This window comes from Paraburkholderia sp. Ac-20336 (assembly GCF_017105025.1).
GTDB lineage: Bacteria > Pseudomonadota > Gammaproteobacteria > Burkholderiales > Burkholderiaceae > Paraburkholderia.
This window is the reverse complement of sequence record NZ_JAAGPS010000159.1, coordinates 1-16,136: the sequence shown is the minus strand read 5'-3', so window position 1 is coordinate 16,136 and position 16,136 is coordinate 1. Positions and strand designations below refer to the sequence as shown.

Here is a 16,136-nt window from a genome sequence, read left to right as displayed (position 1 = left end):
CGGCCGAGCGCTTTCCGCGACCGTTTTCGATCACGAGCGGCGCGGTGTTCGGCAGATGCGGCCCGTTGATCATCCGCACCTCCGCGCCGGGATGCGCGAGCGCGCGTCCAGCCACCGGTCCCGCGATGATGCGCGACAGGTCCAGCACGCGCACGCCCGCGAGCGGCCGGTCAAGCCCGCTCCCGACACGGCGCGGCGGCTCGGCCGGCGCATCGCCGATGCGCTCGATCTCGAACAGCGGCAAGCCCGCGATCGCCCGCGCCTGTTCGAGCGCGGCCCATTCTTCCGGCGTGCGAATCAACGCGGCGCACAGGCCCTCGTCGGCCAGCGTTTGATCGAGCGTCGCGCCGTCCCAATTGCGAATCGCGGCGGCCACCGGCTCGCGCCCGTTCTCGCAACCGAGCACCCGCAGCACGCCCTGCAAGTGATGCGCGAAGTTCGTGTGCAACTGGACCCAGCGGCCATCGCGCGTTTCGTAGAACCCCGTCACCGGATCGCGCAGCACGGGCGGCGGCCCGTCGTCGATACGCAGATAGCGTTCGCTGCGAAACGCCGCGAGCGCGCGCCGCATCTGCACAGCCACGTGTTGCCTGCGGCCGCTGCGCAAGCGCCAATACTCGGCCGCGGCAAGGCCGGTCGCCGCGATCGTCGCCGAAGCGAGGCTGCCGACGCGGTAGACCGACGGCAGGCCCGGGTCCGCGCCGCTCAGCGCAACGGAATGCAGGGTAACCGGATCGCATCCGGCAAGCGTCCAGATATGTTTGAGAGCAAGTTCGGGCGTCATGGCATGGGGCGCGTTCGGCGCGCTGACGGAAATGAAGTGACCCGAGTCTAGAATTCCGCCTTGCCGCAATCAATCTTGATTATGATAATCAATATATATTGATTTCTTCGGTTTCCACACGTTTTCATGCCAGCCCAGACTTTCCTCACCGCCGCCGAAGCGGCCGCAATGCTCGACATCAGCCTGCCCACGCTGTATGCGTACGTGAGCCGCGGCATGCTCGGCTCGTCGCCGGACGCGCAAGGCCGGCACCGCCTCTACGATGCCGCCGAAGTACGCCGCCTCGCGCGCCGCAAGGCCGACGGCAAGCGTGCGGGCAAGGTCGCACAGAAGGTGCTGGACTGGGGCGTGCCGGTGCTCGAATCGTCGATCACGCTGGTCGCAGACGGGCGTCTTCTGTATCGCGGACACGATGCGATGGAGCTCGCGCGCAGCGCATCGCTCGAAGACGTCGCGGCGCTGCTGTGGGAATGCAGCGCGCGGCGCATCGCCGACGCGCCGGCCGTGCCGCTCGCGCCCGCGCAATGGGGCGCGTGGCTCAAACTGTGGAGCGACAGCACGCCGCTCGATCGCGCGCTCGTGCTGCTGCCGGCCGCCGCGGCGCAGATGCCGCGTGTGTGGGCGCTCGGCCGCGACGCGCAACTCGACACCGCATGCGCCGTCATGCGGCTGCTGGCTGCGGCGATGCTGCCGGCGGCGCCGTCGAACGAACCGCTACACCGGCAACTCGCCGCCGCGTGGCAGGTCCGCAACCGGCAACAGAGCGCACTGCTGCGCGCGGCGCTGGTCGCCTGTGCGGATCACGAACTCAACGCGTCGACGTTTACGGTCCGCTGCATCACCTCGACGGGGACGCACCTGTTCGGCGCGGTGGCGGGCGGACTCGCGGCGCTGGCCGGTCCGCGTCACGGCGGGGAAACGGTGCGCATCGCCGCACTGCTCGAAGAAGCGGCGCGCGCGCCCGATCTGGACCGCTACCTCGCGAACCGTCTCGCGCATTCCGAACAAGGCGCGCAGGGTCCGCTGCTGTCGGGCTTCGGTCATCCGCTTTATCCAGATGGCGATCCGCGCGCGCAATTACTGTTGACGATGCTCGCCGACCGTGCGCCCAGCCGCTCATCGCTCGACAATGTGCTGAGGCTCGCGCGCGCGGTGCGCGACACGACCGGCGCCGAGCCGACTGTCGATTTTGCATTGGCCGCGATCGAGCGGGTGCTCGGCTTGCCGGCCGGCGCGGCGTTCACGTTATTCGCGGTCGGGCGCGTGGTCGGCTGGATTGCTCATGCGATGGAACAGGCACGCGACGGACGGTTGATCCGGCCGCGCGCACGGTATATCGGGGAATATGAGGTGGACAGGTGATTCGCGGCGATGGGTGCATGGGCTGCTGAGCTGGAGCACGCGGCGAGACCCAGGTGCGGATGCGCCGATCCCCTCGTCTCTTGAGGCTCCGCGCGCTACCACGAACGGGCATGGGCTAAACGCGCGCCAACCACCGCTCGTGGAACGGCTTCAGACCACGCTCGGGCGGCGTGCCAGCCAGGCCAGCATCGGCCGGCCGAATAGTGGCTTCGGCACCGCGTGCTCAGAACCGCTCGCGAGCGCAAAACGCGCCCCCGCCTGCCCGGCGCTGATCCACGCGACCGCGCCGCGCGGCAGTTCGATCGACTCGCCCATCGCCAGCCAGTGATCCTCGTGCTCGCCCTCGACTGTCAACCAGACCTCGCCCGAGATCACCTTGAATATCGACGGACGCGCGACACGCCAGGCCGCCGCGGGCTCGCCATGTTCGAGTTCGAAAATCCGGACTTCACGCATCGCCGTTCTCCTAAAAAAACTTTTCTGTTGTACCGATTATTGACGTGCGATGATCGGAGACCCATGCACAGTTCCGAACACTTTCATCGGAACTGTTCAGTTAAAAAACCGGACAGTTGGCCTGATTGGCTCGACGTGAGTGGCAATTTCGGCTCGCCGGCCCGCGGAGGAGACCACGGTATGAAGCTCGATATCCAGCTCGATCGGGACAACGGCGTGCCGCTAACCGAACAGATCGTCGCGGGCGTCACCGCCTGGATTCGCTCGCGCAACGCGCACCCCGGTTCGAAATTGCCGTCGATTCGCCAGTTCGCCGCCGACTTCGGCGTAAGCCGCTTTCCGGTAATCGAGGCTTACGACCGGCTGGTGTCGCTCGGCTATGTCGACTCGCGTCACGGCTCCGGCTTCTACGTCGCCAATCGTCAACCGGCGAGCACGCTCTGCACAGGCGCCTCGGACCCACGCCGCGCCGAGGATGAATCGGACCACCTGCTGCAGCAGTTCAGCCATCCGGGCGAAACGCTGAAGCTCGGCAGCGGCTTTATTCCGGAAAGCTGGCGCGATATGGACGGCATCGCCCAGGCGATCCGCCACGTGTCGCGCACCGATCCGGCGAGCATGGTCGATTACGCGACACCGCTCGGCAACCCGCTCCTGCGCGAGCATCTGCGCACCCGCATCGCGCAGTTGGGCATCCACGCCGAAGTGTCGCAAATTCTCATCACCAACGGCGCGAGCCAGGCGTTCGATCTGCTGATGCGCTACATGCTGAAGGCCGGCGATACGATCTTTGTGGAAGACCCCGGCTACTACAACCTGTACGGCCTGCTGAAGCTGCATGGCGTCAGGCTGGTCGGCATTGCCCGCGTCCACAACGGACTCGATCTCGACGCGATGGAAGCGCAGCTCAAGCTGCACCGGCCGAAGCTGCTGCTGATCAACACCGTGTTCCATAACCCGACCGGCACCACGGTAGCGCCGCAGGTCGCGTTCCGGCTCCTGCAAATGGCGCGCGAGCATCGCTTCGCGATTATCGAAGACGATATCTACGCCGACTTCCAGACCGATCCCAGCGACCGCCTCGCCACGCTCGATCAGCTCGAACAGGTGATTTACGTGGGCGGACTGTCGAAGACACTGTCGTCGTCGCTGCGAATCGGCTGCGTGGTGGCAAGCCACGCGATCATCAAGGACCTCGTCGATATCAAGATGCTGACGAGCATCGGCGGCTCGCGCTTTGCCGAAGCGGTCGCGGTATCGATGCTGGAGCGCGGCGCGTATCGTAAATACCTCGAACGTCTGCGCCGCCAGATGCGCGACGCGCTCGGCTCGACTATCCAGACGCTCGAGGACGCCGGCTGGGAAATTTTCGAGAAACCGGCGGGCGGCAAATTCGTCTGGGCACGCGTGCCGCACGTCGCCAACGCCGAGCGGCTCGTGGAATGCGGCGCCCCGTTCGGGGTGACGGTCGCGCCGGGCCACCACTTCCGGCCAAACCAGGAGCCGAGCCCGTGGACGCGGATTCATGTGGCATTCGGAAACGATCCGCGCGCGTTGGCGTTTTTCCGCGCGGCCGCGAAGCTGACGCCGGACGACTGAAGGCAGGGCAGGCAAGCCGCCCCATGCACCCGCCCCCGTAAATGGCTGCGCCAGGCCACGCTTTTCCATAAAATAGCGACTCCCAGCCCGTCCCTGCGTGCCAAGCCGCCCTCCATGCCCATGACGCCGACTCCGCCCGCCCTCGCCAGCGACACGGCCCCGACCCCTTCGGCCCGTTCGCTCACCGTCATGCTGTGGCTCGTCGCCACCGGCTTCTTCATGCAGACGCTCGACTCGACGATCGTCAACACCGCGCTCCCCGCGATGGCGACAAGCCTCGGCGAGTTGCCGCTGCGCATGCAATCGGTGGTGATCGCCTATTCGTTGACGATGGCGGTGATGATTCCCGTGTCCGGCTGGCTCGCCGACAAGCTCGGCACGCGCCGCGTGTTCTTCAGCGCGATCCTCGTGTTCGCGGTCGGCTCGCTGCTGTGCGCGAACGCGCATACGCTGAATCAACTGGTGATCTACCGCGTTCTGCAGGGCGTGGGCGGCGCGATGCTGCTGCCAGTGGGACGACTCGCCGTGCTGCGCACTTTTCCGGCGGAACGCTACCTGCCGGCGTTGTCGTTCGTGGCAATTCCAGGCCTGATCGGGCCGCTGATCGGGCCAACGCTCGGAGGCTGGCTCGTCAAGATCGCATCGTGGCACTGGATCTTTCTGATCAACGTGCCGGTCGGCATCGTGGGCTGCATTGCGACGTTTATCTTCATGCCGGATAGTCGCAACGAAGACACCGGCAAGTTCGATATACAGGGTTACCTGTTTCTGATTGTCGGCATGGTGGCGATCTCTTTCGCGCTCGACGGCCGTACCGAATTCGGCATTCAGCACGCCACGGTGCTGGTTCTGCTGATTCTGAGCCTCGCCTGCTTCGTCGCCTATGGTTTGCACGCGGTGCGCGAGCCGGCGCCAATCTTCCCGCTCGATCTGTTCAAGATCCACACTTTCAGCGTCGGCCTGCTCGGCAACCTGTTCGCGCGGATCGGCAGCGGCTCGATGCCCTACCTGATTCCCCTGTTGCTGCAGGTGAGTCTCGGCTATAGCGCCTTCGAAGCCGGCCTCATGATGCTGCCCGTCGCGGCTGCGGGCATGGTATCCAAGCGTCTCGTGACGAAGCTGATTGTCAGGTACAGCTACCGAAGCGTGCTGATGACCAACACGATCCTGGTCGGCCTGATGATGGCGAGTTTTGCGCTCACGAGCGCGAGTCAGCCACTGTGGCTGCGGCTCGTGCAACTCGCGATTTTCGGCGGCGTCAACTCCATGCAGTTCACCGCCATGAATACGTTGACGCTGAAGGACCTCGGCACTGGCGGCGCAAGCAGTGGCAACAGCCTGTTCTCGCTGGTACAGATGCTCTCGATGAGCCTCGGCGTAACGGTGGCCGGCGCGTTGCTCGCGACCTTCACCGGCATCATGCAGCGCGTGACCGCAGCCAATTCGCTGCCCGCGTTTCATGCCACGTTCCTCTGCGTCGGCATCATTACCGCTTGTTCGTCATGGATCTTCGCGCAGTTGGCGCCGGACATTCGCACTCCCGCGAAAAAAACCGATCCGTCAGAACGGGCCTGATCGTTGAACTGAACGCTGGACCGGGCGCGAGGCCGATCGCCGGACCTGTTGCGACGAGGTAAAGCGCCTTCTCGAGCGGCCCGCGGCACGGGCCATCGACGAGCGCTGCCGACCTGCAACAGGGCGCGCCGCGCACCAGCGAAGTGCGAATCATCGCCTTCACGCTTGAGCGGGCGCACAATTGTGGCCTCGAAGGTCGAGTCGGAGCATGGTGGCTGGACGCCCACGCAGTGTTTGTGCACGCGCATAGTTCTTGCTGGCCTATCCTGTAAACTTTCGTATCTGCGCGTGCGAACTCGTGCCGAGCCTGCAAGCGCCGCCACTTCCACACGACTGACATGATGAGCATGATCGAACTCGATCCTCCCGGCTTTCAGCCACCCCGCCCGATGGCCGGCGACGAAGGCTCCCGGCGTACCGTTCTGTATGGCGAATACACCGTTTTCAGTGTGTTTCAGCCCGTTTTTTCGGTGTCGCACCGACGTGCAATCGGGTATCACGCCTCGCTGCGCGCTCACGACGAACATGCTCAGCACGTGCCCTCCCACGAAGTTTTCACGCAAGCCGCGCGCCGCGGCGACCTGCTTGAACTCGGGCGCCTGGCTGAGTCGCTGCATCTCGGCAATTTCAACGCGTTCGACAGTCACGACGAATGGCTCTTCCTGAGTCTGCATCCGGCCGCGCTGATGGACACCAGCTACGGTGACGCGCTGCTTGCCAGCCTGAAAACACTTGGTTTGCCGCCGCAACGCGTGGTGCTCGAAGTGCCCGAGCAGGCGGGCGGTGAAACCACGCGCTTTACCGAAATCATCGACGTACTGCGTAAATCCGGCTTCCTGATTGCGCTCGACGGCTTCGGCGTGAAGCATTCGAATATCGACCGCGTGTGGAATCTGCGACCGGACATCGTCACACTCGACCGCTGCATCCTCGCGCAAGCCAGCGAACACTCGCATATCGAACGCGTACTGCCGGGCCTCGTCTCGCTGCTGCACGAATCGGGGCAACTGGTGCTGATGGGCGGCCTGAGCACCGAGCGTGATGCCCTGATCGCGCTGGAATGCAACGTGGACTTCGTCCAGGGCGCTTTTTTCGCGGGCCCAAGTGTCGAACCGGTCAAGCCGCAAGCCGCAGCAGGCCTCATGGATACGCTCTCCGCCGCGCTGCGCCAACGGGTTGCAACGCGCGAGAAGGCGCAGTCCGAGCGGCTCGCCCCCTATGCCGCCGCGCTGGAGACGGCCGCCGCGCAATTGGTTGCCGGAGAGTCGCTCGACGAAGCCACCGCGCCGCTGCTCGCACTTGACGAAACGGCTCGCTGCTTCGTGCTGGACGGTTCGGGCCGGCAGATTGGCGACAACGTGTTGCCACCGGGCCGCACGTCGCAACGCGCCAAGCGCTTCCGCCCGCTGCTGCATTCGGAAGGCGCAAGCTGGGAGCGACGCCCGTACTTTATTCAGGCGATGCGTCAACCCGGTCAGGTGCATCTGACGCCGCCGTATCTGTCGATCAACGAAGCGCACCTGTGCGTCACTGCCTCGATTGCTGCCCATACGCCACACGGCACGCAGGTGCTATGCGTCGACATCAATTGGGAAATTGCGGCTCACCGGAGCTAAAGCCCCCGGACGCTGCTGAATCCGGGCAAGCAGTTCCTTGACCGCCTCCCGGCCCAGCATACGGTTAGCGGCCTCCAGACGCGCGGCGCTGGTCACGATGCGCAACGAGACGATCCTCGCCGAACTGTCCGTTGCGCCGTCCGTCAGCACGTCGATGACTCCAACGACATCGCCCTCGCAGAACAGCGCGATACACACGGCCCCTTGCATCGATACCACCTCGGCATTGGTCGCCTGCTGCGCGAGCGAGGTTATCGCGTTCATCCAGTCGGTGGGCGCCGGCTCGCCTGCACGCACGGGTTCACGCGCCGGTGCCGGAACTGGCTCGCTCAGCGCGGCATGCACAGGCGCATTCTGCGGAACGCACAAGGGGGCGTCGCTCATCACTTCAGGCGCGTCGCTAAAGAGCCGCAGCAGACCCGCCCGGTCCTGCATTTCCAGCGCCACGCGCAAACGCTCGACGATCTGCCCATGCAACGCCGGATCGTGCCGCTTGAGCGGTGCGCCGGCACGTTGTAGCCGCGCCTTGGCCCGATGGACGATCTGCCGGCAAGTGGTCGGTGTGCGTTCGAGAATCGAGGCGATCTCCGCATAGTCGCAATCGAAGGCTTCGTGCAGCACGAACGCTGCGCGCTCCTCCGGCTTCAGATGTTCGAGCAGCAGCATCACGCCATATGACATGTCTGCCGTGCGTAGCGCCAGTTCCTCCGCGGATGGCGCGACTTCGTCGAGCCACGGCTCCGGCAGCCAGCCGGTGGTTTGCGATGCGCGCTCCCGCTGCACCTGCCGAAAGCGGTCAATCGCCATGCGCGTGGTCAGCGTGGTGAGCCAAGCGACCGGTGTTTGCACCGCTTGCGTATCGGCCAGATGCCATTTGAGCCAGGCGTCCTGCACCAGGTCTTCCGCTTCCGCCCGACTGCCCAGCATCCGGTACGCGAGCGCGAGCAGACGGGCGCGCGCGGCCTCGAAACTGGATGCCTTGTCGATTCCCTGTTCCGTCATGCGTGACCTCCAGTTCGTGCGTGGTGAAAAAGTGTGCCTGCGGCGTTGCGAGGGACGCTCGCCATCGCCGGTATTCCTTGCTTGACGTCCGGGCGCTCGACGATGTGACAGCGGCATACAAAAAAATTCCTGTCACACGGCGGGTCGCCGCTTCGTCATATGAGCAACAACCGGTGCATGAAGCGCGCGGTTTCCAAACCAGCGTCGCCCACGCATCTACTCACCACTGGCGCCACCCATGTGTCACGTCACGCGTAACGAGGACTCCATGCCTTCCAGCCCCCCATCCGCTTCCAGTCTCGTGCCAACGGTAATCGAACAGTCCGGCCGCGGCGAACGCGCGTACGATATTTACTCCCGTCTGCTGCGCGAGCGCATTGTGTTTCTGGTCGGGCCGGTGAACGAGCAATCGGCCAGTCTGATCGTCGCGCAGTTGCTGTTTCTGGAATCCGAGAACCCTGACAAGGATATTTCTTTTTACATCAACTCGCCGGGCGGTTCGGTGTACGACGGTCTCGCGATTTACGACACGATGCAGTTCATCAAGCCCGCGGTCTCGACCCTGTGCACGGGCTTCACCGCAAGCATGGGAACGTTCCTGCTCACTGCGGGGCAACGTGGCAAGCGGTACGCGCTGCCGAACGCGCGCATCATGATTCACCAGCCGTCCGGCGGCGGCCAGGGCACCGCGGCGGACATCGAGATTCAGGCAAAGGAGGTGCTGTATTCGCGCGCGCGCCTCAACGCGATGATGGCGGAACGCACTGGCCGCAGCATCGAAGAAATCGCGCGCGACACCGACCGTGACAACTTCATGTCGGCACTCGAGGCGAGGCAATATGGATTAATCGATGAAGTGCTGGAAACTCGCGGGCCAAGGCATGCGCAGAGCGGCACGACTCAGAGCGAAAACATTTAGCGGGACTGATTGGTAACGGCCGTTTGTAGCGACCCAAAGCGCTTTTTTTACCCGAATCGGTGCGACCAGACCACAAAAGCTGCCCACCTTCGCTGGAATCGCTATCATGTCGCGATTCGTCGACTGCGACGATCGCTTCAATGGAGAGATACATGGCGTCATCCAACGAAAACGTCAGCATGGCGCTATTTTGCGACTTCGAAAATGTCGCGCTCGGCGTGCGCGACGCGAAGTACGACAAATTCGACATCAAGCTGGTGCTCGAACGCCTGCTGCTCAAAGGCAGCATCGTCGTCAAGAAAGCCTATTGCGACTGGGACCGCTACAAGAGTTTCAAAGGAGCGATGCACGAAGCCAATTTCGAATTGATCGAGATCCCGCACGTGCGTCAATCGGGCAAGAATTCCGCGGACATCCGGCTCGTGGTCGACGCACTCGATCTCTGCTACACGAAATCGCACGTCAATACGTTCGTCATCATCAGCGGCGATTCGGATTTTTCGCCATTGGTGTCGAAGCTGCGCGAGAACGCCAAGCAGGTGATCGGCGTCGGTGTGCAGCAGTCCACATCGGATCTGCTGATTGCCAATTGCGACGAGTTCTTTTTTTACGACGACCTCGTGCGTGAAAGCCAGCGCTCCGTCGCAAGACGTGAATCGTCGCGCCCGCAGCAGAGTGCTCAGCAGACCGCCAAACGCGCGCCCGATGAGGACAAAACCCGACCTAAGGAAGATCTGGAAAAACGCCGCAGCAAGGCGGTCGAAATTGCGGTGCAAACCTTCGATGCGCTCGCTTCCGAACGAGGCGACAGCGGCAAGATCTGGGCGTCCGTACTGAAAAACGCCATCAAGCGGCGCAAACCGGATTTCAACGAGACGTACTACGGTTTTCGCGCTTTCGGCAATCTGCTGGAAGAAGCACAGGCACGTGGGCTGCTTGAATTCGGCCGCGATGAGAAGTCGGGCGCGTACGTGTATCGAAGCGCCGCAGCGACTGTCGCGGGGGAAACCGTGAGCGAGGCGGTTGAAGCTGAGCCGGCTGAGCACTCCTATAAGGCGCAGACGGCGGAAACCAACACTGGCGAACCGGGTGGCAAGCACGAATCACGTCGCAAAGACCGCAACAAACGCAAAGCGGGTCGCGGCCAGCAAGAAGTTGTTTCTGAGGAATCCGCTGCGGTCGGGCCGGCCGTCACCGAGTTGGTGATCCTCACCGAGCCGCAGGAAGACAAGACGCATGAGCAGCTGCCGTCCGCCAACGAGTTCGTGGCAATCGCGGCAATGCAGCCCGAAACGCCCTCGGTAGCATCGGAACACGCGAGCCCGGAATCTGTCACTGGCGGCGAAAGCACTCCGGAAGACGAAGGTGACCAACCCGAACGTCCACAGAACGCGAAAAAACGCGCGTCACGCAAGACAACTGCGAAGAAGGTGAAGAAGAGCACGCCGCGACCGATCGACGAGGTGCCCGAGATCGCCGCACCGACCGAGACCTCTGCGTCGCCGGGAAGCGAGGGAGAAGCGCCTGTGGCTGCGAGGAAAACGGCTCGCAAGACAACAGCACGCGGCCGTCGTCCGCGTAAGGCAACAACGGCGGACAAGCCGGAGAGCACGGAATAAACCACCACGGCATATCCGCGCCCAGTCGCTGAGCAGGTACACGGTTTGCCATGCACGCGTCCGCGTACCCGCTCGTACCACCCAAAGTGCCCGCCCTGCCCTGCGTGTCGAATCACGACGGCCGAAAGGCTCAACGACCCAATAACCCGTCAAAAAGCAATAACCTTGCCAGTCATGCAGGACCGCAAAACAATATCGCCTGACATACCGCGATATGTCAGGCGATAGCTCACCGCGATCCCATCCAAGCCCACGGCCTTCGCCAAGAACTCGCCGACCTCATTTCGCACGTTTCCGCCAGCAATAAAATCTTTACGGCAACCGGCAAACCCGCTCACCTGCTCGAAAAGACCCGACCTCCCGGCAACGCTGAACACCAAGGCCCATCCACACAGATTGACCGCCCATGGGCTCCGATGCTCAATAGTACGGATAAGGCGAATACATGACCGGAGGCGGCGCGTAATAAGGACGAGGCGCGACATACACCGGTTGCGGCGCTGCATAGTACGGCTGCGGTTGCGCAATCGTGTCGCCCTTGGAGGTCATGCATTGAGCGTACGCCGCGTCATAACTCGCCTGCAGACCGGCCGCCGAATACTGGGCGCTATTCGCGCCGTTCGCGCCGCCGATCAGCAAGCCACTGCCCGCGCCGATCGCCGCTCCAGCGCCGGCATTGCCCGCCGCCGCGCCAAGCAGCGCGCCGATCGCCGCGCCGCCAAGCGTGCCCAGCGCCGCGCTGTTCACGCCATTCGTCGTAGCAGCCTGCGCCGCGCCGGATGGATTGATTGAACGATTCGCGTAATCACGGCATGCGTAGTCGTCCTGCTGGAACTGCTGGAGCGGTTGGCCGCTACGCGGCAGCGCGACCACGCTAGGCCCGCTCGGTGGTACCACGGCGCAACCGCCGAGTACGAGTGCGATAACGGCCGCCGGGATGGCCAGGCCGATCGATTTATTGTTGGAAGTCATGGTAGTGCACTTCAGGAAATTGGAATTCAAACGTTAGGCTAATCGCCAAATTCCGTGGTTACTGCTTCGTTACAGAAAGTTTTTCGCCGCGCCACGCCGGTTGGGTGTGCGCATCGCGAAAACACGATGATCGCGCGCGTCATGGCAGGTAATGCTTGTAAGCGCATCGGCAATCAAATTATGCGGGGCACCGGCCTACACTCGCGTCAAACGAACCCCGCCGCACGCTCGCACGGCAACGCGGTCACCCATCGTGTCGAAACAAAGGATACCTCAATGAACCGGCTCATTCTTGCCGCGAGCGCAGCTTGCGTCGCATGGGCGGCGCCCGCCTTCGCCCAGTCCACGCCGGGCGCGCCTGATAGCGCGCCTCAGCAACCGGCCACGACGTTTTCAAGTGCCGCCATTGCGCAGAATTTTCAATACATCAATCATCCGCCGCCACCGCCCGCGCCAGCCAGTTCGGTAACGTCGACGGGTAGCGGCCGGGGTCATCGGCATCGGCAGATGTCGGGCAGCTCCGATTCGGGCGGCTAAAAAACCGCTAACAGGCGGCTGGCAAGCACCTCGTTAACAGCGCGCGGCTCAACGCAACGCAAGCGCTTCTCCGCGTCCATTTCACGTCGTCAGCACAAAACCGCGGTTACCAACTGTAACCATGTTCTACGCAAAAACAGCGGAAAAGACACACGCCGGCAACATAACAGGACGTGCCGATTCAGCCGTTGTCGAAGCAGAACCCCAAACCACGCCGCAAAAAAACAGAAAGCCCTCGCACAGGAGGGCTTTCTTGATTCGCTACCGCGCTCATCGCAACCGCGACAGTCAGTTTTGACTATCGCGATCTTCGTGCCACGAAAGCACGGCAGATCACGGCAACCGGCAATCTCACGCGAAGTTTTTCGCTGCGAAGTCCCAGTTGGCGATGTTCCAGAATGCTTCGACGAACTTCGGACGCGCGTTACGATAGTCGATGTAGTAAGCGTGTTCCCACACGTCGATCGTCAGCAGCGGCTTTGCGTCGGTGGTGAGCGGCGTTGCGGCGTTGCTGGTCGACACGAGGTCGAGCGAACCGTCAGCCTTCTTCACGAGCCATGCCCAGCCCGAGCCGAACGTGCCGACTGCGGTCTTCGTGAATTCTTCCTTGAACTTGTCGAACGACCCCCACTTCGCGTTGATCGCGTCAGCGAGCGCACCGGTCGGCGCACCGCCACCTTGCGGCGACAGGCTGTTCCAGAAAAACGTGTGATTCCAGATTTGCGCCGAGTTGTTGAAGATGCCGCCCGACGACTTCTTGACGATCTCTTCGAGCGACAGGTTTTCGAACTCCGTGCCCTTGATCAGATTGTTCAGGTTGGTCACATAGGTCTGGTGATGCTTGCCATAGTGAAACTCGAGCGTCTCTTCCGACATATGCGGTGCGAGCGCGTTTTTCGCGAACGGCAGCGGCGGGAGCGTATGTTCCATGGTGCTTTCCTTCTGTCTGTATCTGTTGTGGGGGGAGTCTGCGGATGACGCTATCGAGCACTCGATTGTAGGCGAGTTGGAATAACCCCGCAAACCAACGGACTTTATGCCGGGCATGCCGAAGATGCCGCGCGCAAAGCCTTCTCAGCGAATGCTCACGGCGCGTGCCTGCTTTCCGGAAAGCAAAAAAAGATGCGACACGCGCCCATGGGTGAAACATCAGAAGCCATCGTCAAGACGCGCCTGCACATCGGCGAGCGCGATGTCGGCCGAGCCTTCGGCGAGATGCATCGTCAAACGCCGCCCCGGTTTCAACGAAGACGGTGCGCGAATCGCGCGGCCGCTCTGCGCGTCGAGCACGGCCGCATAACCGCGTTCGAGCGTGCGCTGCGGGCTCAGCACTTCGAGCCGCGCGGCGAGCGTATCGATCCGCGCAAGCTGACGTTCATGCTGGCGTAACCATGCCGTGTGCAAACGTTGCGCGAGATTGCCAAGCCGCACGCGCTCGGCCGCGAGATCGGGACGCCAGCGCTGCCAGCGCATCTGCAACAGCGAAAACCGCGCGCGCGCATCGCGCACCGGACGCGCACCCGCCGACGCAAGCCTCGCGCTCAACTGCCGCAGATGCACGCGCTGCCGCGCAAGCCGTTCGGCCGGCGACACAAGCCGGCGCGAGAGCCAGTCGAGCTGCTGCGCGCGCCGCTCCATCATGCGGCCGAACGCGCGCGCGAGCGTCGCATGCCGATGATCGAGTTCGCGCAGCAGCAGCACGCGCTGCGGACTCACGAGTTCGGCGGCACCGGTCGGCGTCGGCGCGCGCACGTCGGCGGCGAAATCGGCAATCGTGAAATCGGTTTCGTGACCGACCCCGCTCACCACGGGAATCACGCTTTCCGCGATCGCGCGCGCGAGCACTTCTTCGTTGAAGGCCCACAGGTCTTCGATCGACCCACCGCCGCGGCACACGATCAGCACGTCGACCTCGCGCCGCGCGCCGGCCGCCTCGACCATCGCGGCAAGCTTCGCGCTGACACCCGCGCCCTGCACCGGCGCCGGATAAACGATCACCGGAATATGCGGCGCGCGGCGCGACAGCGTGGTCAGCACGTCGCGCAGCGCGGCGGCCTGCAACGACGTGACGATGCCGATCGCGCGCGGATGCGCCGGCAACGCGCGCTTGCGTTCGGCCGCAAAGAGGCCCTCGGCTTCGAGCTGCGCCTTCAGCCGCAAAAACGCTTCGTAGAGACGCCCCTGGCCCGTGCGGCGCACCGCTTCCACGTTCAGTTGCAACTCGCCGCGCGGCTCGTACATCGTGACGAGCGCGCGCACCTCGATACGGTCGCCTTCGCGCGGCGTGAATTCGGCGTACTGCGCGCGGCCGCGGAACATCACACAGCGCATTTGCGCCTGCGCGTCCTTGATCGAGAAATACCAATGACCGCTCGCGGCGCGCGTGAAATTTGACACTTCGCCCGCCACCCAGACCAGCGGAAACGAGCGTTCGAGCATCGTGCCGATCGCACGATTGAGCGCGGACACGGCAACGACGACCTCGCCGCCGGGCATCGCCGGCGAAGAAAAGGGGCTTTCGGAATTCATGCGAGGAATAAGTAGGACTGGCCGGACAGACGATAGACCGAGCGGCCATCGGCGTCCAGCCTGATCGCCAAACTGTTAAAAGTGTCCACATGGCGGGAATGGCCTGACGAATTCCGCCAGCCCCCCCTTCACAACATGTGAATTCGAGGCATGCTATTGATTTATATGGCGTTTATATCTCAATAAAGACTAGGCAGGCCGATCCGGAGCGCACGGAGCGGCGCTTTCCACGAATCGGCAGGCTGGTTCTCCACAAAGTTATCCACAGGCTGCGGATCGCGGCAGAAGATGTGAGCAGACGCTTAACACGCGCCGCGCGACTTGCCGGGCGGGATGCCCGCGCGCTAGAGTGGCGGGTTCGGCGGCATGCCGAACCCGCCGCGAACGCGGCGATGCCGGCCGTCGCGGCGTGCCGTCACGACACGACAGACGCCGCTTGCCGCCACGTCATTTTTCGCCTCACCACGATTGCCCGGAGAACCGCGTTGATGCAGACCCCGCGTATTGCGCATGACGCCTTCGCGTCGCCGCGCCGCCCTCGTCCGGCGTACGGCGCGCAAGCCGTGTCCGTCACTGGCTCATGAGCGAACTCAACGACCGTCTCGAAGCGCGCCTCGCGCGCGAGTGGCAGCAGCGCGGACCGCTCGCATGGGCGCTCACGCCGTTCGCCTGCGTGTTCGGCGCGATCGCGGCTGCGCGCCGTGCCGCCTTCTCGCTCGGCTGGTTAAAAACGGTGCGCGTTGACGTGCCGGTGGTCGTGGTCGGCAACGTCACGGTCGGCGGCACCGGCAAGACGCCGACCGTGATCGCGCTCGTCGAGGCATTGCGCGCCGCGGGCTTCACGCCCGGCGTCGTCTCGCGCGGCTACGGCGCGCGCGTGAACACACCAACGCCCGTCACGCCGGGCTCTTCCGCAAGCGTCGGCGGCGACGAGCCGCTGCTGATCGCGCGCCGCACGAGCGCGCCGGTGTGGGTCTGCCCGGATCGCGTGGCGGCCGCGCAGGCGCTGTGCGCCGCGCATCGCGACGTCGCCGTGATCGTCAGCGACGATGGTCTGCAGCATTACCGGCTCGCGCGCGACGTCGAACTGGTCGTGTTCGATCACCGGCTCGGCGGCAACGGTTTCCTGCTGCCGGCCGGTCCGCTGCGCGAGCCGCTGTAGCGCA

At 63.8% G+C, this 16,136-nt stretch carries 14 protein-coding genes and 1 pseudogene; 8 read left to right on the top strand and 7 right to left on the bottom strand.

Annotated elements, in window-relative coordinates; translation table 11 throughout:
* Positions 1-784, bottom strand: a 784-nt coding sequence (locus GXB81_RS27840) for a CoA transferase (RefSeq protein ID WP_205990877.1), incomplete at its 3' end; no start/stop codon positions are given.
* Between the two features lie 126 nt (positions 785-910).
* On the opposite strand from GXB81_RS27840, the gene GXB81_RS27835 reads away from it, so the two are divergent.
* Positions 911-2,146 carry a citrate synthase family protein gene (locus tag GXB81_RS27835; RefSeq protein WP_205990876.1) on the top strand — a complete coding sequence of 412 codons (1,236 nt, stop codon included), beginning with the start codon at positions 911-913 and terminating at the stop codon, positions 2,144-2,146.
* A gap of 150 nt (positions 2,147-2,296) precedes the next feature.
* Here the strand turns inward: GXB81_RS27835 and GXB81_RS27830 are convergent, their stop codons facing one another.
* Positions 2,297-2,602 (bottom strand): DUF2917 domain-containing protein, encoded by a 306-nt coding sequence (locus GXB81_RS27830; RefSeq protein WP_167041071.1) that lies wholly within the window; start codon positions 2,600-2,602, stop codon positions 2,297-2,299.
* Between the two features lie 180 nt (positions 2,603-2,782).
* Between GXB81_RS27830 and GXB81_RS27825 the strand changes: the two genes are divergently transcribed.
* The 3 genes from GXB81_RS27825 to GXB81_RS27815 all read left to right on the top strand — a co-directional run bounded on the left by GXB81_RS27825 (position 2,783) and on the right by GXB81_RS27815 (position 7,392).
* Complete coding sequence (locus tag GXB81_RS27825) at positions 2,783-4,201, top strand: PLP-dependent aminotransferase family protein (protein ID WP_167041069.1); 1,419 nt, start codon at positions 2,783-2,785, stop codon at positions 4,199-4,201.
* Between the two features lie 120 nt (positions 4,202-4,321).
* Entirely contained in the window at positions 4,322-5,776 is a 1,455-nt protein-coding gene (gene mdtD / locus GXB81_RS27820) for a multidrug transporter subunit MdtD (protein WP_205192755.1), read from the top strand.
* Between the two features lie 341 nt (positions 5,777-6,117).
* Entirely contained in the window at positions 6,118-7,392 is a 1,275-nt protein-coding gene (locus tag GXB81_RS27815; protein ID WP_205990879.1) for an EAL domain-containing protein, read from the top strand.
* Here GXB81_RS27815 and GXB81_RS27810 read toward each other — a convergent pair.
* Positions 7,348-8,394: a sigma-70 family RNA polymerase sigma factor gene (locus GXB81_RS27810; protein WP_205990878.1), complete on the bottom strand. Its 1,047-nt coding sequence runs from the start codon at positions 8,392-8,394 to the stop codon at positions 7,348-7,350. The two genes, GXB81_RS27815 and GXB81_RS27810, sit on opposite strands and share 45 nt — an antisense overlap.
* Positions 8,395-8,662: 268 nt before the next feature.
* On the opposite strand from GXB81_RS27810, the gene clpP reads away from it, so the two are divergent.
* Both clpP and GXB81_RS27800 read left to right on the top strand, forming a co-directional pair.
* Positions 8,663-9,313 carry an ATP-dependent Clp endopeptidase proteolytic subunit ClpP gene (clpP, locus tag GXB81_RS27805; protein WP_167041064.1) on the top strand — a complete coding sequence of 217 codons (651 nt, stop codon included), beginning with the start codon at positions 8,663-8,665 and terminating at the stop codon, positions 9,311-9,313.
* A 152-nt stretch (positions 9,314-9,465) separates the two neighbouring features.
* On the top strand, positions 9,466-10,932 hold the full coding sequence (locus tag GXB81_RS27800) for an NYN domain-containing protein (protein WP_205990875.1): 1,467 nt from the start codon (positions 9,466-9,468) through the stop codon (positions 10,930-10,932).
* 149 nt (positions 10,933-11,081) lie between these two features.
* On the opposite strand, the gene GXB81_RS27795 is transcribed toward GXB81_RS27800, so the two are convergent.
* Positions 11,082-11,312 carry a hypothetical protein gene (locus GXB81_RS27795; RefSeq protein WP_167041051.1) on the bottom strand — a complete coding sequence of 77 codons (231 nt, stop codon included), beginning with the start codon at positions 11,310-11,312 and terminating at the stop codon, positions 11,082-11,084.
* Between the two features lie 40 nt (positions 11,313-11,352).
* Positions 11,353-11,904: a glycine zipper family protein gene (locus GXB81_RS27790; protein ID WP_167041048.1), complete on the bottom strand. Its 552-nt coding sequence runs from the start codon at positions 11,902-11,904 to the stop codon at positions 11,353-11,355.
* 276 nt (positions 11,905-12,180) lie between these two features.
* Here GXB81_RS27790 and GXB81_RS27785 point away from each other — a divergent pair, with 276 nt between their 5' ends.
* Positions 12,181-12,441, top strand: a complete 261-nt coding sequence (locus GXB81_RS27785) for a hypothetical protein (RefSeq protein ID WP_167041046.1) — start codon at positions 12,181-12,183, stop codon at positions 12,439-12,441.
* A gap of 351 nt (positions 12,442-12,792) precedes the next feature.
* Here the strand turns inward: GXB81_RS27785 and sodB are convergent, their stop codons facing one another.
* Positions 12,793-13,371: a superoxide dismutase [Fe] gene (gene sodB / locus GXB81_RS27780; protein WP_167041043.1), complete on the bottom strand. Its 579-nt coding sequence runs from the start codon at positions 13,369-13,371 to the stop codon at positions 12,793-12,795.
* A 219-nt stretch (positions 13,372-13,590) separates the two neighbouring features.
* Complete coding sequence (gene xseA / locus GXB81_RS27775; protein WP_205990874.1) at positions 13,591-14,970, bottom strand: exodeoxyribonuclease VII large subunit; 1,380 nt, start codon at positions 14,968-14,970, stop codon at positions 13,591-13,593.
* A gap of 580 nt (positions 14,971-15,550) precedes the next feature.
* On the opposite strand from xseA, the pseudogene lpxK reads away from it, so the two are divergent.
* Positions 15,551-16,129: pseudogene (lpxK, locus tag GXB81_RS27770) on the top strand (tetraacyldisaccharide 4'-kinase); the annotation flags it as partial.
* Positions 16,130-16,136: the final 7 nt, after the last annotated feature.